19 protein-coding genes and 1 riboswitch are annotated in these 18000 nt (G+C 40.9%); of the genes, 1 reads left to right on the plus strand and 18 read right to left on the minus strand.

Annotation, left to right across the window (positions count from 1 at the left end; translation table 11 throughout):
* Nucleotides 1-5: 5 nt before the first annotated feature.
* Nucleotides 6-189: riboswitch (cobalamin riboswitch) on the minus strand.
* Between the two features lie 68 nt (nt 190-257).
* From Len3610_RS06050 to Len3610_RS06100, 11 genes are all read right to left on the minus strand, one after another.
* The gene (locus Len3610_RS06050; protein WP_176447161.1) at nt 258-2021 is read right to left on the minus strand and encodes an ATP-binding protein; all 1764 of its coding nucleotides are present in this window, start codon (nt 2019-2021) and stop codon (nt 258-260) included.
* The gene (locus tag Len3610_RS06055) at nt 2021-2737 is read right to left on the minus strand and encodes a response regulator transcription factor (RefSeq protein ID WP_176447162.1); all 717 of its coding nucleotides are present in this window, start codon (nt 2735-2737) and stop codon (nt 2021-2023) included. The genes Len3610_RS06050 and Len3610_RS06055 overlap by 1 nt, the downstream gene beginning before the upstream one ends.
* Before the next feature lie 60 nt (nt 2738-2797).
* Complete coding sequence (gene ccsB, locus Len3610_RS06060; RefSeq protein WP_303700136.1) at nt 2798-3988, minus strand: c-type cytochrome biogenesis protein CcsB; 1191 nt, start codon at nt 3986-3988, stop codon at nt 2798-2800.
* 23 nt (nt 3989-4011) lie between these two features.
* A complete protein-coding gene (locus Len3610_RS06065; protein WP_176447163.1) occupies nt 4012-5649 on the minus strand; it encodes a cytochrome c biogenesis protein ResB in 1638 nt (545 codons plus the stop codon).
* Nucleotides 5650-5676: 27 nt separating this feature from the next.
* Nucleotides 5677-6252 carry a thiol-disulfide oxidoreductase ResA gene (gene resA, locus Len3610_RS06070; protein ID WP_176447164.1) on the minus strand — a complete coding sequence of 192 codons (576 nt, stop codon included), beginning with the start codon at nt 6250-6252 and terminating at the stop codon, nt 5677-5679.
* Between the two features lie 67 nt (nt 6253-6319).
* Nucleotides 6320-7051: a pseudouridine synthase gene (locus tag Len3610_RS06075; RefSeq protein ID WP_303700370.1), complete on the minus strand. Its 732-nt coding sequence runs from the start codon at nt 7049-7051 to the stop codon at nt 6320-6322.
* Between the two features lie 71 nt (nt 7052-7122).
* Nucleotides 7123-7653, minus strand: a complete 531-nt coding sequence (locus tag Len3610_RS06080; RefSeq protein ID WP_176447165.1) for a spore maturation protein — start codon at nt 7651-7653, stop codon at nt 7123-7125.
* Entirely contained in the window at nt 7650-8240 is a 591-nt protein-coding gene (locus Len3610_RS06085; protein ID WP_176447166.1) for a nucleoside recognition domain-containing protein, read from the minus strand. The genes Len3610_RS06080 and Len3610_RS06085 overlap by 4 nt, the downstream gene beginning before the upstream one ends.
* Nucleotides 8233-9339: a D-alanyl-D-alanine carboxypeptidase family protein gene (locus tag Len3610_RS06090; RefSeq protein ID WP_176447167.1), complete on the minus strand. Its 1107-nt coding sequence runs from the start codon at nt 9337-9339 to the stop codon at nt 8233-8235. Before Len3610_RS06090 ends, Len3610_RS06085 begins: the two co-directional genes overlap by 8 nt.
* Before the next feature lie 530 nt (nt 9340-9869).
* Nucleotides 9870-10466 (minus strand): SMC-Scp complex subunit ScpB, encoded by a 597-nt coding sequence (gene scpB / locus Len3610_RS06095; protein WP_176447168.1) that lies wholly within the window; start codon nt 10464-10466, stop codon nt 9870-9872.
* The gene (locus Len3610_RS06100) at nt 10453-11205 is read right to left on the minus strand and encodes a segregation/condensation protein A (protein ID WP_176447169.1); all 753 of its coding nucleotides are present in this window, start codon (nt 11203-11205) and stop codon (nt 10453-10455) included. The genes scpB and Len3610_RS06100 overlap by 14 nt, the downstream gene beginning before the upstream one ends.
* Before the next feature lie 148 nt (nt 11206-11353).
* Here Len3610_RS06100 and Len3610_RS06105 point away from each other — a divergent pair, with 148 nt between their 5' ends.
* Nucleotides 11354-11437: a YjcZ family sporulation protein gene (locus Len3610_RS06105; protein WP_079529326.1), complete on the plus strand. Its 84-nt coding sequence runs from the start codon at nt 11354-11356 to the stop codon at nt 11435-11437.
* Between the two features lie 70 nt (nt 11438-11507).
* Here the strand turns inward: Len3610_RS06105 and Len3610_RS06110 are convergent, their stop codons facing one another.
* The 7 genes from Len3610_RS06110 to Len3610_RS06140 all read right to left on the minus strand — a co-directional run bounded on the left by Len3610_RS06110 (nt 11508) and on the right by Len3610_RS06140 (nt 17280).
* A complete protein-coding gene (locus Len3610_RS06110; protein ID WP_176447170.1) occupies nt 11508-11882 on the minus strand; it encodes a GNAT family N-acetyltransferase in 375 nt (124 codons plus the stop codon).
* A 343-nt stretch (nt 11883-12225) separates the two neighbouring features.
* Nucleotides 12226-12675 (minus strand): site-2 protease family protein, encoded by a 450-nt coding sequence (locus Len3610_RS06115; RefSeq protein ID WP_176447171.1) that lies wholly within the window; start codon nt 12673-12675, stop codon nt 12226-12228.
* A gap of 8 nt (nt 12676-12683) precedes the next feature.
* Nucleotides 12684-13121, minus strand: coding sequence for a peptidylprolyl isomerase (locus Len3610_RS06120; RefSeq protein ID WP_176447172.1), 438 nt, complete (start codon nt 13119-13121; stop codon nt 12684-12686).
* 66 nt (nt 13122-13187) lie between these two features.
* Nucleotides 13188-14495 carry a diaminopimelate decarboxylase gene (gene lysA, locus Len3610_RS06125; RefSeq protein WP_176447173.1) on the minus strand — a complete coding sequence of 436 codons (1308 nt, stop codon included), beginning with the start codon at nt 14493-14495 and terminating at the stop codon, nt 13188-13190.
* A 244-nt stretch (nt 14496-14739) separates the two neighbouring features.
* Entirely contained in the window at nt 14740-16212 is a 1473-nt protein-coding gene (locus Len3610_RS06130) for a spore germination protein (RefSeq protein ID WP_176447174.1), read from the minus strand.
* 44 nt (nt 16213-16256) lie between these two features.
* Nucleotides 16257-16685: a stage V sporulation protein AB gene (locus tag Len3610_RS06135; protein ID WP_176447175.1), complete on the minus strand. Its 429-nt coding sequence runs from the start codon at nt 16683-16685 to the stop codon at nt 16257-16259.
* Complete coding sequence (locus Len3610_RS06140; protein WP_176447176.1) at nt 16675-17280, minus strand: stage V sporulation protein AA; 606 nt, start codon at nt 17278-17280, stop codon at nt 16675-16677. The genes Len3610_RS06135 and Len3610_RS06140 overlap by 11 nt, the downstream gene beginning before the upstream one ends.
* Nucleotides 17281-18000 lie beyond the last annotated feature (720 nt).

The following is an 18000-nucleotide window of genomic DNA, read 5'->3' on the forward strand; positions in this document are numbered from 1 at the left end:
GAAGCATTGAAACATCAGACATTGGCAGGTCTACTGACTTGTGACATATACCTACTTTAAGCCCTTCCCATATGGAATGCCATACAGTGGTTAATGCTTATTTCGTATCTCACTTACAGTTGCGAGGACAGTTCCAGCTTCTCACTGGATTCCCTTTCAAACAAAAGCACCAATATCTATTATACCTCTTTAAAATGTCAAAGCTATCCTATCATAATTCAATATTTTATTCCAGTGTCTCTTTGAAAAAAACATTTTTAATCAGCATGTAATGGGATTTTGATTTCAAATGTTGTCCCTTCATTCATCTTGCTTTTAACACTAATCCTACCTTCATGAGCTTCAACAATATTTTTGGCAATGGCAAGGCCGAGGCCAGTTCCTTTTTTACTGCTGCTTTTTGCCCGTGATTTGTCAGCTTTATAAAACCGTTCAAAAACAAAAGGTATATCTTCTTCCGGTATGCCACTCCCATTATCTTCAATGGATATATAAAGATACGTATCTGAACTGTCGACAATAACCTTCACATAACCATTTTCTTTCGTGTGTCTGATGGCGTTATCAATCAAATTCGTGAAAACTTGTTCTAAACGGTCAGCATCAATTGATATGTCGGAAACAGTCAGATTCTTTTCCGATATTAATTGAACATCGTTATCCTCAGCTATTCCCCTGAACTTTCTGATAATACGTTCCACATAAGCATCCGCATTAACGGTTTCTTTATTCAACCGCGTATAACCGGCTTCCATTCGGGCAAGATCCAAAAGTTCATTGACAAGTCTGCCCATTCGGAATGATACTTCATGAATAATCTGCGCCAATTCATTTTTTTCCTCTTTTGATTCAGCAACATCATCAACAATCGCTTCACTATATCCTTGCAGCATCGATATCGGTGTCCGCAATTCATGGGATACATTAGCAATAAAACCTTTACGCATTTTATCCATTTGCCTTTCCTCTGTCATATCCCGGATAACTGCTACCGCTCCGCGCACATAAGTCTGATCATACAACGGTGTCATAATCATAACCCATGTACGGCCTTGTGAATTTATTTCCCGGACCACTTCATTTTCATCATGAATCACACTGCGCAATATGTCGTTTAATGGTTCCGGTGATTTCGGATTATCTTCATTCAATTCCATACCATTCTCATAATAAAGATTTTCGATAAACTGTTTCGCAGGCGGATTGGTGACCAGCATATCGCCGTTTCGGTTCAGCGTGATGACACCATCGGCCATTGAACTGACAATGTTCGAAATCTGTTCCTTTTCCTGCCTTAAAGCATTGATATGAAATTTCAGCTGTCTGCCCATTCGGTTAAACGCCATCGCCAGTTCACCAATCTCATCATGCGTCAGGATCGGTACTTTTGTGTTAAATTCCCCTCGCGTCAAATCAAGTGCTGCCTCCCGCATTTTGATCAGTGGTGATGTGATTCGTGTCGACAGGAAAAATGCAAATATGATAGTTAAAATAATAGCAATCCCGGCGGCCAGGAAGATGATTTTAGTTGTCTCAGCTTTTGTCTGATTCACAATATCCAATGATTGAAAGATAAAGACTGCCCCATCCTGATTAACCGGTGTACCAACAATCATCGCCTCAACATCACTGTTTGGCAAACTCGTTTCTTTTCTGACATTTTCACCATCTGTAAAAACGCCCATTAATTCTTCATCCGTCTGCAGCCATTCCAGGTTAAGATCATTTAAGTCATCATCAGTACTGTCCGAAATCCGGTGTGTGCCGTCACCGTGAACAACGGCAATCCGGCTGACCGGATCTTTAATCAGTTCCGCATTTTCCAAAGCCAGGTCCCGGTCATCGTACTGTTCAACCATCTGGGACACCCTTGTTGCGGTTTGCATCATATCATTTTCGGCTTCGTTAATATGAAAGGTTTCAAAAAACTCCAATAATAGAATCGTTAGAATAAACAATACAAAAGAAACTAGCAATAGTATTGTTATTGCTAGCTTTCCTACAACGCTACGCCAGAACATTATGCATCATCTACCTCAAATTTATATCCGACACCCCAGACAGTTACAATCATATCTGCGGCCTGTTTGGATACATGATTTAACTTTTCCCGCAGCCGTTTCACATGTGTGTCAACTGTCCGCAAATCACCAAAGAATTCATATTCCCATACTTCCTTCAGCAATACTTCCCTGCTGAACACTTTATCAGGTGCTTCAGCCAGGAAACATAATAATTCATATTCTTTCGGTGTAAGACTGACCTCGATCCCATCAGCTGTTACGCGATGGGCATCATAGTCGATGGTCAGGTGCGGAAAAACAATTAAATTTTTAGTAGGCTTATCCGTCTCATTATATTTGCTGGAGGTAACCCTTCTTAAAACGGCTTTGACCCGCAGCACAACTTCTCTTGGGCTGAAAGGTTTCACGATATAGTCATCCGACCCGACTTCAAAACCCTGGACGCGATTGGATTCCTCGCCTTTAGCCGTAAGCATGATAATTGGTGTCATTTTTTCTTTGCGCAATTCCTTTGTCACTTCAATACCATCCATCTCAGGCATCATAATATCCAGCAAGATAACGTCGAAGTCTGTATCCAATGCGAGCTCTAATGCTTCTTTCCCGTCTCCCGCTTCTTCTACAATGAAATCTTCTTTCTCAAGATACATTTTAACCAGTCTGCGAATTCGATCCTCATCGTCGACTACTAATATTTTCGGATTTTCATTCATTTTAAGTCCCCCCTTTTTATAAGTTTCGTGCGCCGCTAATGACGTGGAAAGCCATTATGTCTATGCATAGGAGTGAAGCCCCGCTAAAAGCAGGTTAACGGCAATCAGGTTAAATAGTATAATCGCAAAGCCTATAACAGCCAGCCAAGCTGACTTTTCACCATGCCAACCTCTTGATAAGCGCAAGTGCAGGAATGCGGCATAAAAGAACCATGTCACCAGCGCCCAAACTTCTTTAGGATCCCATCCCCAGAAACGATCCCAGGCAATTTGCGCCCAAATGGCAGCGAATATCAGGCCACCTAATGTGAATACAGGAAATCCGATAGCTACTGCACGATATGATATTTCATCAAGCATATCAGGTTTAGCCTTTTTCAGGAAGGGCTGGATAGCCGCTCCGACCCGTTTGCGCAAAATGAGCCGGGTTAAGCCGTATAAACCCAGTCCAGTCAGCACGGACCAAATAAGTGTGTTGAATTTTCTGGCTGCATCGACCCCTTGCATCCATGACGGAGCATCAAACAACGGTTCCATCCGGTCCCCTGTTAAAAGGGACCCCTCGTTCGGGCCGGCAATTGGCGGCAGGTGATAATCCGTTGTAACCGTCTCACCATTGAAGGAGTACTCAAATTCTGCGCTGTATCCTGAAATGTTGAAAGCGGTCGATATGACACTGAAGCCTACAAAGATGAACAAGCCGAACAAAATGATCTCGAGCAATATTGTCCGTTTGCTCCGCACGGTCTGATCGATTTGCCTGATCAGATATATGAGTGCTGCTACAAAACTAACTGCCAAAATTGCCTGACCTAACCCAACTGTTGTCACATGGATGTACAACCAATGGCTTTGCAGTGACGGAACCAGTGGTGCAATTTCGGACGGAAACACACTCGCATAGGCGATTAATATCATGGCGACAGGCAGGGCAAACAAACCTAGTATATCTAACTTGTAAATAAAGTAAAGGACAATAAATGCCAACACCAGTGACATGCCGAAAAATGTCACAAATTCGAACATGTTACTGACGGGTGCGTGCCCGCTTGCCATCCACCTCGTAATAAAATAGACAATTTGTGCAAGGAAACCCACAATGGTAAGTGTGATTCCAATTTTTCCGCTAATCCCCTTTTTGGTACGCTTGTTTTTTTGTCTGATTGTCGCACCAAAAAAAAAGGTAGCAATCAAATAAAGAACGAATGCCGTGTACAGCATCGTACTGCTTATCTCAATCAATGAACCCATTTATATCCTCCTTCGCTATACCGCTATTCAAGTTCCTGTTGATCGTCAACCATTTTCACATCGGTATCTTCAATGATTTCTTCAATATCTTTTTTCAGGCCAAACCAGTTTTTATTTGTATGCCCGGCCATCATAAGACCTTCACCTTCAGGATTCAGCCAAATTCTCCGGTGGTGCCAGTACATGCCTTGAATGACACCAATCATGAATATTGCTGCTCCAATTATGAAAAATGGCAGGGTATGATCAACTCTTACTGTGATCCCGCTTGCATAACGCGTTTCAAAATCCTGAACACCCAGTTTATAATCGTTCTCACCGGTTGCATCAACATTTCTTCCAATACCAACAAAACTCATTTCAGATTCTTCATTATCGGGAGGATGAACTGTAAAAACGAAAGCCGGATTTCTTGGATAATTGGTTTGGGATCTTGGTTCACCTTCGTCGCTGAGCTCATAATCCGGGTAATATTGGCTGACAAGAACCTGGAAACCATTATCAAGATTATATTCATCTTGCGGATCAGTCAAATCAACGGTGAATTCACCCAATGATTCTTCATCGGGATCATCTGTTTCATGAATTTTGAATGACATGCTTTGAAACTCGTTTTGCTGATAACCAGCCTGATATAACGTATATTTGTCAAATTTCAGCGGTTCGTTCATACGCATTTCATCTTCCGTTACTTTTTCAAGTTCGGGCTCCGCTCCTGCTATGTCTTCACCGGTTTCCTTATAAATAACCGCATTTGTCTGGAAGTTTTTTTCCACCATGCCTTGCTGTTCAATCGCATCCTGGAATCGCTCGTCATCCTCGTCATATGTTTCCAGAATAAATTCCTGGTTTTCAATGTGATATTCACCGTCTGTTCCAGGGATGCTTTTTTGCTCACCTTCTCTGACCCAAACGTACTCATCAAGGTACATGAATGGTGTCATACGCAATAATGCCGCAATCAGAATTATGATTAGGCCGATATGGTTGACATACGGTCCCCAGCGGGAGAAGCGCCCCTTTTCCGCCAATATGTGACCATTTTCCTCATATACTTTATACCGTTTCTTTTTAAGACCGGATACGAGTTTTGATTTTTCATCATCGGTTACATAATCTGTTTTGCTGAACAGACGCTGGCGATTAAGAAATTGTTTATGCCGCCTCGGCCTTTGATTTTTCAATGCTTTATACAGTGGAACAAACCGGTCGATACTGCAAATAACGAGTGAGATACCGATTAATGCGATTAAAAGCAAGTACCACCAGGAACTGTATAAATTATGAAAACCGAGCTGATAATAAATTAATCCAAAAATGCCATGCTGAGCTTCATAATAAACGGACGGGTCACGTGAAGGTGCTTCCGGCGGTATGTATTGTTCCTGTGGGAAAATCGTTCCAATCCCTGAGGCAATCAGAGCAAGAACGATTAACCAGACCCCAACTTTTACAGAAGAAAAGAAATTCCATATTTTATCAACAATTGTTTTATTATATGTTTGTGAGCGGCGTGCACTTCCGTCATAACGCATATTGAGCAATTTGCGTTTATCATTTCCATCAATATGCTGGTTCTCTTCTACCGGCTTACCGCACGCTTCACAGAGAACGGTACCCTCCGGATTAACATGGCCGCATTCACATTTTATTTTTTCCATTCGTATCCCTCACAATTGGTACCTCATTTACTGGTCAGGTTGTATTTCCTGAAGATGTTCCTCTATTCGGTCCAAGGTCAGCCCGCCTTCAACAACTTCATTAATTTCGCCATCAGGCTTGATGAAAAATGTCGTTGGAAGCGGTTCGACTTGATAGGCATTCATCACTTCACTATTGGAATCATATGGAACAGGAAATGTCAGATCATATTTGTCAATGAATCTGTCGACAACAAATTTTGTTGTATCGAGGTTGACAGCTATAATCTCAACACCTTTTTCTTTGTATTCGGGGTATAATGATTCCATATATGGCATTTCATCTTCACATGGTTCACACCACGTACCCCAGAAATTCAGCATGACACCTTTTCCTTCAAAATCACTCAATTGAATGGATTCACTTTCGTTATTCGCATTTATTTGCTCAAGTTTAAAGTCTGGTGCCTGTGTGCCTGCACTAACTTCTGCCTGATCCTGGGTGAAATTGGATACTAAAGCATATATAACAGCAACAAGCAGCACCGCCAACACAATTGTCCTGAAAATCAGGCGATTCTTTTTTTTACGTTGTTTGTTGGATTTTGCCAAAGTTTGACTCATTGTTTGTCACTCCCTGTGCCATTATACCATGTAATCAGCATGGCAAATTTGTCTATTGTTTAACAATTTATTCACTTGCCAACAGACGCATTCTTTTAACCTCATGCGGGGTAAGCGAACGATAATCCCCTGGTTTCATACGATGCAACGTCAATAGACCATACCTTTCCCGTTTTAATTTGATAACAGGGTAGCCCAACGCTTCCATCATGCGTTTAATATGTCTGTTCTTACCTTCATGCAGTGTCATTTCAATAATCATTGTATTCTTTTTCCGGTCTGTTTCAAGTATTTTATATCTGATAACCTTTAACAGGTCATTATCTGAACGAACGCCTTTTCGCAGTTTGTTAAGTTCTTGTTTGTCCGGAATCCCTTCTATTTTGGCAACATAGACTTTATCAATGCCATAACTCGGGTGCATCAGCAAATTGGCAAAATCGCCATCATTCGTTAACAACAAAATTCCGGATGTATCATAATCCAACCTGCCAATCGGGTAAATACGCTCCTGAACCTCACCAAGATAATCGGTTACAACTTTTCGTTCTTTATCATCCTGAATGCTGGAAATGACACCTCTGGGTTTGTAGAGCATATAATAGACAGGTTCTTCTTTTTCCAGCAGCACACCCTCCACTTCAATATCATCATGAGGGCCTACTTTTGTCCCTAATTCGGTTACTGTTTTTTTATTAACGTTTACTTTACCATCTGCAATCAGTTTCTCCGCTTTTCTGCGTGATGTTACACCACTTTGAGCAATAACTTTCTGCAATCGTTCCAATGAATTTGTCATCATATCACCATTTTTCTTTAATCTAAAACATAATAATAGCGCTAACCATATGTTAACGCTACTTTAACAGTTTATCCAAAAATTAACGTTACAACAATTATCGAGGCAATTATACCAACAAGGTCAGCTAATAGTCCAACTTTTAACGCATAACCCATTTTTCGTATACCGACTGCGCCAAAATAAATCGTTAGTATGTATAACGTCGTATCCGTACTGCCTTGCATGGTTGATGCTAATCTGCCGATGAATGAATCAGGGTCATGGTTTCCAATCAACTCTGTCGTCATTCCTAATGCTGCTGTCCCTGATATCGGCCGTACCATCGCCAACGGAATGATTTCAGGCGGTACACCAATAAATATGAGAAAAGGTGAAATAAATTGAATGAATGCATCCAATGCGCCCGAGCTGCGTAATATCGAAATGGCTACAATCATGCCTACTAAAAAAGGAAGTAAAGAAAATGCCATTTTGACACCCTCTTTCCCTCCTTCCACGAACTTTTCATATGTTGGCACACGCCTCCAGGTAGCAACAAATAAGACAATCAGAATAAAGCATGGAATCAGCCAGGTGCTGATTGTTGTAATAACACTCATATCCCTTTCCTCCTGAGACTCCTGTAATAAAAAATACGGTCAATGATTAACGCACTGATCGTCGAAATAAGTGTTGCAATAATCGTAGTGCCGACAATCTCAGTTGGTGAGACGGAATCATATTGCATCCGTATTGATATAACGGTCGTTGGTATGATTGTTAAACTGGACGTATTTATAGCCAGAAAGGTGATCATGGAACGTGAAGCAGTGTCGCTCCCGCTTAATTCTTTCATTTGTTCCATTGCTTTAATTCCCATTGGTGTTGCAGCATTTCCCAGGCCAAATAAATTTGCGGTTACATTGGATAGGATATAACCGATTGCCGGATGATCTTTTGGAATGTCCGGGAATATTTTAACGATTATCGGCCTGAATACTTTAGCCAGAAATTCCAGTATCCCCGCTTCTTCGGCGATTTTCATAATTCCAAGCCAGAATACCAGAATACTGATTAAACCGATCGATAACGTAACCGCCTCTTCCGCGCTTTCAAATAAAGCTTCATTAACCTTATCCATCGTCCCGTTGAACATAGCATAAATAATTCCGATACCGGCCATCAAAGCCCATATGATATTAACCATTCGGATCAAATCCAGTCATCCGCTGATAAACCGATACAATATCCGTCAAAAATTCTGTTTCGTGCCGTTCAGAATAGATTGGCGTTTCGATAACCGGTACAGCATCCAGAAAATAGATGGTCTTTCCAATGACATCCTCAGCTGTCCGTGGACTATCATGTAGTATAAATGATTGACTTTCAATTTGGTTTTGTTCATTTGCGTTAAGCGGCAACGTAATATCACGGTGTAAATAGCCGGTAACCTGATTGCCGGTTTCTTCAATTTGATAAATACTTTCGCCTTTTTGATCAATCGTTGTCATATCATATTGCTCGAATCCCCACTCAAACATTTCTATATGATCACGCCAATCATCAGGACCATTTAAGGTGACAGCGATTAATTCCATATCATTCTTTAATGCTGAACTTACCAGCGTTCTCCCGGCAACTCTTGTATAACCTGTTTTTCCGCCATTTGAATAGTCATACATACCCGTTAGTAACTTATTTTTGTTCCGCCAGGCATACGCCCGTTTCTCCGATTTATAGCTTACAGTTTCAGTCACTTCCCTGAAAAGTTCATTATCCATCGCATAACGCATTAAGATTGCCATATCATATGCGGTGGAATAATGATTATCGGAATCGAGTCCATGCGGGTTTTCAAAAGAAGTGTTCGTCATCCCAAGCCACTCTGCTTTCCGGTTCATTAAATGGACGAATCCTTCTACACTTCCGCCGACATGTTCACTTATGGCAACAGCTGCATCATTGCCCGAACGAAGCATCAACCCGTAAACAAGATCTTTCAGTTTCATTTTTTCGTCTTTCTCCAAATAAATGGAAGACCCGATTGCGTTGATGGCACGATCGCTGGCCGTTACCGTTTCGTTCAATTTTCCGGACTCAATTGCAATGATCGCAGTCATGATTTTTGTAATACTGGCAATTGGCTGCTCTTGATGAGCTTGCTTTTCGAATAATACCCTTCCCGATGACTGTTCTATCAATACGGCATTATTTGCTGAAACACCAGGATTGGCTGCTTGTCCAATTGTCGGATTAAACAACCCCCCTATAAGAAGACAAACAAGTGCTATTACGGCATAACGCATACATTTTCCTCCTGCAGACGATTGGTTTGTCTATACAGTTTATGCATGTCCTTATAAGGGATATGACTAGAAAAAACTGACCATTCAAACAAAGCTCCTTTTTGTAAACTTTGATACTTTTTAACCTCGTAGTCGATATAAAATGCGACATAGTAAAATTTGTGTGCAATGACACCGCTCCGGAAATACGCTCCGCTGGTATTGACTTTCTGTACATTGAATGTTCTCTCACTACGATAGAACACGACACTAAGCTGCGGAAAAATACGACACTCCTGCGGGAAAGGAACAGTCTGAAGACCCCGCAGCGAGCGGTTTTTGCGAGCGAGGAGGCTGAAGCGTTCCCCGCGGAAAGGGAGTATTTTTCCGCAGCGATGAATCAGCACTCAGGCCTCAATAGACAGAGGGAACCAAGTCGTATCGCACTTTATGGGTTTTGTGGCAAAAACAACAATATTTGAGAAAACCAGCCTAAACAAAAGAATCCTTACCAATGAAAGTAAGGATCAAGACAAAAATATTTGGGATTGTTAACGATGATTGCTTTGATCGATCTGTTCTGAAAATGTGTCAAAGAACAAATCGGCTTCTTCTTCCAGGTCATCCGTATTAATGTCATCAGGCAAAGGCGGCAGTTCTTCCAGGGAAGTTAACCCAAAATAGGTGAGGAAGTCCTTTGTTGTTGCAAATAATATCGGACGACCTGCCCCTTCTTTTCTGCCAACTTCTTCGATCAATGATCTGGCAATCAAAGTCTGTACAGGCCGATCACTTTTCACGCCTCGTATATCTTCAATTTCAGTTCTGGTAATCGGCTGCTGATAGGCGATTATTGCCAGTGTTTCCAGTGCAGCTTGTGACATTTTTGTAGATTGTGGTGTTTCAAGCAATTTTTTTAAATACGGACTATGCTCAGGTTTGGTCGTCAGATGGAAAACCTCATGTGATTGCATCAATAACATGCCACGACCTGTGTTGTCATAATCATATTTTAATTCTTCCAGTAAATGTTCAACTGTATGACCCTGTACATCCAGAACCCGTGCTAATTGCTTTACTGTAATCCCTTCATCACCACTTGCAAATAATAATCCTTCTGTTATGGCTTTCAATTCATTCATTTCCACGATTAATATCCCTCACATAAAATACATACAGTTGGTCAAAGTGGTTTTCCTGCTTACATGTTACATTATTATTTTTCATGAGCTCCAGTATTGCCATAAATGTCATGACAATATGTGAACGTGACGGGTATTCAAACAATTCGTCAAAAAGTATACCGCTATTGGAATATTTTACTTTATCAAGCACTTCGGTCATTCGTTGTTCAATCGGAATTTCGCTTGTTGTAACCCTGGTTTCCAACGGTTCATTCCATTTTTTGCGATCAAACATGTTTCCTAATGCGTGGATCATATCATAAATGGAGGTATCGCCTTTTACAACAGGCGGTCTGGTTTCAGGATGATCCAAAAATACTGGTGGTCTGGTAAAAATCTGATTTGCTTCTGTTTCTTTAGCTTGCAGTTTTTTGGCAGCACCCTTGTATTTCCGATATTCGATCAGACGCTGCATCAGCTCTTCACGCGGATCTTCCATATATTCTTCATCAGATTCTTCAATTTCCTGCTTTGGCAGAAGCATCTGACTTTTCAGGGCTAAGAGCGTGGATGCCATCACTAAGTATTCACTGGCGATGTTAAGCTCAAGCCACTGCATTGTGTGAATATAATCCATATATTGTTCGGTTATCTGTGCTACGGGGATATCGTATATATCAATCTCATACTGGTTAATCAGGTGCAGCAATAGATCAAGAGGACCTTCAAAAGTATCTAATTTGACCTGATACGACTGATTCACAACAGCCCTCCTCTCATCCGGGAAAAATTAAATATAAATTGAATTAATCGCCCATACAACTTGGCTATTATCATCATAAGTTATTAACGTAAGATAAATGTTACCAAAAAAACATTTATTCGTTAAGCAAAAAAGGAGGAATATCATTATGAGTTATGGTTATGGCGGAGGATTTGCGCTGATCGTTGTATTGTTCATTCTCCTGATTATTGTCGGTGCTGCATGGATGTAATTGATTGACAGAACCTGTCTTAAGACTATTTTCACTAACAAGAGCCATCTTCCTGAAAGATGGCTCCTGGTTAGTCATTTTCATCATTCTGCTGTGTGTCTTCCGTACATTTATTAAGAAATTGTTGTGTTGACTCATTAGCACAGACTGCATACTTATCGCCATACATATTCTGTATTTCCTCTACCATCTTTTTACCAATTCCTGAATTCCGATGCGAGGGATTCACAGTTATATGCTGGACAACTGCATTAATGTCATTCTCTATACGCACACCAATCGCTCCAAGCACGTCTTCTTCCTTCCACAGGAAAAGGTGCCAATCCGTATTCGTTTCATATTCCTTAATGGTCTGCTGCAGCTTTTTGACATCCTTTTCCTCGGGCATAAAGGAGAGCAGCCCCATCGCAATCTTTTCATAATTTTTTTTATACCTGATAAACATATATATCCCTCATTATGATCGAAACTTACCATTTCAGGAAGAGCAAACTATGGAAAATGGTGTCTGAGACACAAACGTTTGTATATATAGTTATGCCGTATGAGACACAATTTGTCAACATTATGAAACATTTTGTCTCACATGTAACTGGCAATAAGCTCGCTGATTGACGTTTCACTTTAACTCAAAAACCTCTATAAAACAATAGCAAACCAATAAATAAAGCCCCAAACGATTCCAAGACCCAAAAGAATAAAAAATAGAAGCCAATTCTTTTTACGCCGGTTCAAATCTACATTCATCCTTTATCATCATGACCATATTTTCGATAAAACATACCTTCCTATCTTTTTCTGATAGCCTGACAGATCACAAATCCATCTGACTTTTTATCTTTGATACGGAATGGAACAATATTAAGGACTGCAATCCATAAATTAAACAGTAACAGTATCAGCAAATAACTGTTGGGATAAACGTTGTACAAGCCATAGCACAGACCTGAAGCGATAATACTGCTCACCGGGCCGAGGGCAGCAATGATGATCTGCTCAGTAGACTGATAGGGCATTCTTCGTTCACTGCCCGCCATTCCGCCTAAAAAGAACAACACGCGTATCGAAATATCTGTTTTGTTCCATACGAAACGAAAAATGGTACTGCCTGCGCCCATCGTCAACGTAATTTTATCAGCGCTGACTAATTTTGCACCAAGAACATGGCCTATTTCATGTATCAGCGTTCCAAACGGTGCAGCAAATAAAATAAGGTATACAACTAAATAAATAGTCATACAATCTATTATTCTGTCATAACTTTAACCTGTTTCATAACATCACCATTTTTCATTGCCTTTGCGAAATCAACACCTGATGTTACTTGACCGAATACAGTGTGTACACCGTCCAAATGCGGTTGTTGTTCATGAACAATAAAAAATTGACAGCTTCCCGTATCTTTTCCGGCATGAGCCATAGACAGTGAGCCTTCTCCGTGTTTATGCGGATTGCCTTCTGTTTCACATTTAATCGTATAGCCGGCATTTCCTGTGCCATCTCCGTTTGGACAGCCTCCCTGACTGACAAAGCCATTGATTACACGGTGAAACGTCAAACCGTCATAAAAATTACTGTTTGCGAGTTTTTCAAAATTCGCCACTGTATTTGGCGCTTCGTCCGGATAAAGTTCAAATTCAATTTTATTTCCATTCTCCATTAAGATATAACCTTTTTTCTGCATTTTCCATATCCCCTTTTTCGGTTTCTTATATCATTTTAGCTGACCTTCCAACAGAAAACAACATCATCACTCATATGAAAGATCGTCTTTTACTACATCGTGATAGGTTTCACGTTTGACAACCAGCTGATCACGTCCATTTTCAACAAAAACAGCTGCCGGTTTTGGAAAACGGTTATAATGACTTGCCATTGAATAGCCATATGCCCCTGTTGAAAAAACAGCCAAAATATCATCACTACTTATCTCAGGTACTGGAAGATCCCAAATCAGCATGTCCCCGGATTCACAGCATTTACCGGCTACAGAAACCGTATCTGTTACTGGATGGGCTGCTTTGTTTGCCAGAACACCCTCGTATTTAGCCTCATACAGTGCTGGTCGTATGTTATCTGTCATACCACCATCAACTGAAACATATTTGCGCACGCCCGGAATCTCTTTCATTGAACCAACAGAATACAGGGTTACACCGGCATTCCCGACTATGGCCCGGCCCGGTTCAATCCATATTTCCGGTAAAGGCAGGTTATAGGAGGCTGATTGTTCCTGAACAGATGCCACGATTTCTCTTACATGTTCAGCATAGGGCAACGGCTGATCTTCCCCGGTATAACGGATGCCAAAGCCTCCTCCAAGATTCAGCACTTCCGGTGTGAAATTGTATTCAGCATACCAATCGGCTAGTTTTCGGAATAATACATCGGCAGTCATCTGAAAGACCTCCGTTTCAAATAACTGTGAACCAATGTGACTGTGCAAACCTTTAAAATGAACGTTTTCTAGTTCCAGTAATTGTAAAAACGCCTTATCAGCTTGTCCATTTTCCAAATCGAAACCAAATTTGGAATCTTCATTTCCGGTTACAATATACTGATGTGTGTTTGGTTTAATTCCTGGTGTAACACGCATTAAGACATTTACGGTTTTATCTTTTTCTTCAAGAATCCGGCTGATCAGTTCAATTTCGTAAAAATTATCAACAACGATACAGCCAATGTCATGTTCGATGGCCATTTCCAGCTCATCATAGCTTTTATTATTGCCATGTAAATGAATTTTCTTTGCAGGGAAATTTGCTAAAAGCGCCGTATACAGTTCACCCTGTGATACGACATCCAGGCTTAAGTTCTCCTGTTTAATCACCTGAAGCATTGCAACAGAAGAAAAAGCTTTACTCGCATATGCTACCTGTGCCTTGACGTCAAGCTCTTTAAATGTGTTGACAAATGCCCGGCAATTTTCCCGTATTAACGAAACATCAAAAACGTATAATGGTGTACCATACTTATTGGCAAGATCCACCGAATCCTTTCCGCCAATTTCCAAATGCCCTGCTTCATTTATCTCAAATGGATGATAATCCACTATCATATAAATTCCTCCCAATAACGTAACGGACAACAGCTCCAGATAATCAGAAAACACGAAAGCTTGCCCTGTTGTATAGCGGCAACCGTGTTTAAATCCGCCTGAATACCCTGTTTCCTAAAGCGTAAAAATACTTTATCACATAAAAACCAAAAACGAAAGTGAGAAAGGCGTAGAAACGCCAAAAATCGGAAGCAGTTCACAGCTGCATATTGAGCGCCTTCCTGTTACAAATTCCTGCCAGTTATCACCTCGGTTGCCTGTAATCATTTTTAGGATGTACAACACTGGGACGCTTGTTTGAGTATGGCATGGGAACACGGAAGATTATCTCAATTATTCCTGCTGCATTGAACGGCATAAAGGGCCACAAGTAAGGTGTCTGTAATGACTTTAAATGCGTCAGATAAAGAATATAAAGTGTGAAACTGATTGCAAATCCAAGCGAACCGAAGAAAGCAGTAGCTAAAATCATGAAGAACCTGGCAATCTTATTGGCCACGCCCAACTCATAACTTGGTGTGACATATATACCAATGGCACTTATCGAAACATACAAAATTATTTCAGGCCCGAACAATCCTACATCAATAGCAATCTGACCGATTAATACTGCGGCGATTAATCCCATCGAGGTTGCCAGTGGGGTCGGTGTATGAATAGCAGCCATCCGTAAAAACTCGATCCCCAGATCAGCCAGAATGATTTGTATAGCAACAGGGATTGTTCCTTCTTCCTTAGGACCAATAAATGAAAGTTCTGCTGGCAATAACGCAGGTTCCATTACGAATAAAAGCCATAAAGGCAGCAGAAAAATGGACGCCATAATGGCGATGAACCTTGTGAAGCGCATAAAGGTTCCGATTAAAGGTGTTTGGCGGTATTCCTCGGCGTGCTGTACATGATGGAAGAACGTTGTTGGCAGAATAATGACACTTGGTGAGGTATCGACAATTAATACGACATGTCCTTCCATCAGATGGGTTGCAGCCACATCAGGACGTTCTGTATACCGGACTAATGGATACGGTTTCCACTTGGGGCCAACAATGAATTCTTCCAACGATTTATCTGTCATGGTAATGCCATCAGTTTCAATCTCGTTTAATCGATCTCTGACTAATTCAATCAGACCATCGTTCGTAATATCATCAATATAACATAAACAAATATCCGTTTTGGACCTTTCCCCGACCTTCAGCATTTCATGACGAAGCCTGGCATCGCGGATTCGTCTTCTTGTGAGTGCTGTGTTTTCAATAATATTTTCTGTATAACCATCCCGGGAACCCCTGACAACATGCTCGGTATCCGGTTCCTGCGGTGATCGTCCCGGGTAATTGCGGACATCAACGATAAATGCATATTTTATTCCATCAATAAAAATAACAACTAAACCGGATAGCATTTGATCGACAGCCTCATCCAGAGACTCCGTTGGTTCAACCTGCTGATAAATAATCCGGTTTTCCACGATTTCCGGTAATTTCTTTGCATTCGTCTCATCATCGTTGATTTGGACGAGTTGACGCATGATCTGCTGAACAACTGATGCATCCGTAAGACCCGTAACATAATACAACTGGACTTTTTGTTTTAAGATGATCATTTCCCGAAAACCGAGATCGAATGATGTCCCCAGTCCAATATTTTCTTTCATATATTGTTCATTTTTTTCTATTTTTGCGTAAATCGGACTTTCGTTCTGATTTTGACTCATAACTATTCAACTCTCCACTTATTCTGTATTTGTATCGGGATAAGTTATTTCACAAATATGGTCCATTGAAAAAGGGAGCCGGCAATTTTGCCAAATACAATGGCCATTAATAACCACAGCATTTTGTTTTCCAGTCGAATACGCTTTGAAAGAATAGGAAATACATTCAGGACTTCTGTCAAAGCAGCTGCCAGCATGCCATTGAAAATCCCGTGAAATACACCCCATATAATGAGTAAAATAAGGGGATGATTTAACGAAATATCCACAAAAGACAAATAAACCCCAAACAAAGAACCAAAAATGATACTTGCGATGTAAACCGGAATAAACGCATCCGTCTTGCTTAATTGGATTAATCTTGGAATGATTCCCAATACCGTTAAAAACGCAACAAAACCGGCCCCGACAGCAACACCAGCAGCGAATCCAATTGTTACCTCCGATAGTCTGATGAAAACGTCACTTATCATTTAGTTTGTTCTCATAATGGCTTAAATAGTGATCTATATTCTGCTGGTAATTGAAGATTTCAACTTCAAGAGGGCTTGGTTCTTCATTAATACGCTTCTGAAACCAATGATTAAAGAATAGCAGCATCCCAATCCCGAGACCGAATGAATACGGAATTTGAATCCATAACGGGTATTGGTTTTCTTCACCCGTCAGTAAAAAGTGAAGTTTCTGCTGCACTTCCTGCATGCTGACATCGTAATGAAAGTTCATAATCGTCATGGCTGCCCCAATAAAAAGAAGCAGCCAAACAATTGCCACGATCAATATATTTGGGGATTTTTTATGCGTTTGAATCCGGATAATGGTATGAGTTGGCCCGATAAGCTGAAATTCCAAGTCATTGTAGTGTTTATTTAAATGATCGATAACTAAAAAGCTGTCAACGATGACAACATTCCTGTCTTTTTTGGTGATACGGTAAATTGGTGTTTTTTCCAATTCATTTTTCAGCGGCGACTTTGTCGAAATATTTGCAATATCCTTCAGGTTCACTTTCTTTAAATATGTCATGTCAACATTTTTTTTCATGCGCAGGTAGACGATTTCTGACATGCAGGAATCACCCTTTACAATGTTATATTCTATAGTATTGGTTAAGAGTGGCAGATTTATCACAGAAAAAGCTAGCTGGACTGAAAAATTCAGAGGCAACGATCATTAGAAACTTTGATGCTTTTAAATTTCGTAGTTGATATAAAATGCGAAACACTGAAATATTTGAGTGTAATGACACCGCTCCGGAAATACACTCCGCTGGTGTTGACTTTCTGTATTGAATCTTCTCCACTAGGACAGAACACGACACGAGCTGCGGAAAAATGCGAGACTCCTGCGGGAAAGGAAACAGTCTGATGACCCGCAGCGGAGCGTTCAAGGAACAAAGGCTAAATTCGCCACGTCAATAGCCAACGCCTCCCGCAACCAACATCGTGTTGGCCGCGAGCGAGGAGGCTGAGGCGTTCCCCGCGGAAGGGAGTATTTTCCGCAGCGACGGACGAGCAACTCAGGTCCCGATAGAATTGGAGAAACCACATTCCAAAAGTTGTTTCGCAGTTTATGGATTTTGCGGCAAATCAACTATTTTTTGAAAGCTGCCTTAGTGAAGGTTAAAAAGGGTACTGTTAACGATAGAAGGCTGTCCCAATTCAAATTAATCGGGACAGCCTTTTGTGCCGCATATAAGGGCCGGTATCCCGCCAAAAAAAACGGCGGGTTACCGGCCCTAAATGTCCGATTCGGTTCACTGACAATCAGTGGAAAAAACCGCTCCAC

The sequence above is a fragment of the Lentibacillus sp. CBA3610 genome (assembly GCF_013373365.1).
Taxonomy (GTDB): Bacteria; Bacillota; Bacilli; order Bacillales; family Amphibacillaceae; genus Lentibacillus.

Coding starts and splice junctions, on each gene's coding strand:
- Len3610_RS06050 (WP_176447161.1), bottom strand. CDS start 2,021: ATGTTCTGGCGTAGCGTTGTAGGAAAGCTAGCAATAACAATACTATTG.
- Len3610_RS06055 (WP_176447162.1), bottom strand. CDS start 2,737: ATGAATGAAAATCCGAAAATATTAGTAGTCGACGATGAGGATCGAATT.
- ccsB (WP_303700136.1), bottom strand. CDS start 3,988: ATGGGTTCATTGATTGAGATAAGCAGTACGATGCTGTACACGGCATTC.
- Len3610_RS06065 (WP_176447163.1), bottom strand. CDS start 5,649: ATGGAAAAAATAAAATGTGAATGCGGCCATGTTAATCCGGAGGGTACC.
- resA (WP_176447164.1), bottom strand. CDS start 6,252: ATGAGTCAAACTTTGGCAAAATCCAACAAACAACGTAAAAAAAAGAAT.
- Len3610_RS06075 (WP_303700370.1), bottom strand. CDS start 7,051: ATGACAAATTCATTGGAACGATTGCAGAAAGTTATTGCTCAAAGTGGT.
- Len3610_RS06080 (WP_176447165.1), bottom strand. CDS start 7,653: ATGAGTGTTATTACAACAATCAGCACCTGGCTGATTCCATGCTTTATT.
- Len3610_RS06085 (WP_176447166.1), bottom strand. CDS start 8,240: ATGGTTAATATCATATGGGCTTTGATGGCCGGTATCGGAATTATTTAT.
- Len3610_RS06090 (WP_176447167.1), bottom strand. CDS start 9,339: ATGCGTTATGCCGTAATAGCACTTGTTTGTCTTCTTATAGGGGGGTTG.
- Len3610_RS06105 (WP_079529326.1), top strand. CDS start 11,354: ATGAGTTATGGTTATGGCGGAGGATTTGCGCTGATCGTTGTATTGTTC.
- Len3610_RS06110 (WP_176447170.1), bottom strand. CDS start 11,882: ATGTTTATCAGGTATAAAAAAAATTATGAAAAGATTGCGATGGGGCTG.
- Len3610_RS06115 (WP_176447171.1), bottom strand. CDS start 12,675: ATGACTATTTATTTAGTTGTATACCTTATTTTATTTGCTGCACCGTTT.
- Len3610_RS06120 (WP_176447172.1), bottom strand. CDS start 13,121: ATGCAGAAAAAAGGTTATATCTTAATGGAGAATGGAAATAAAATTGAA.
- lysA (WP_176447173.1), bottom strand. CDS start 14,495: ATGATAGTGGATTATCATCCATTTGAGATAAATGAAGCAGGGCATTTG.
- Len3610_RS06130 (WP_176447174.1), bottom strand. CDS start 16,212: ATGAGTCAAAATCAGAACGAAAGTCCGATTTACGCAAAAATAGAAAAA.
- Len3610_RS06135 (WP_176447175.1), bottom strand. CDS start 16,685: ATGATAAGTGACGTTTTCATCAGACTATCGGAGGTAACAATTGGATTC.
- Len3610_RS06140 (WP_176447176.1), bottom strand. CDS start 17,280: ATGTCAGAAATCGTCTACCTGCGCATGAAAAAAAATGTTGACATGACA.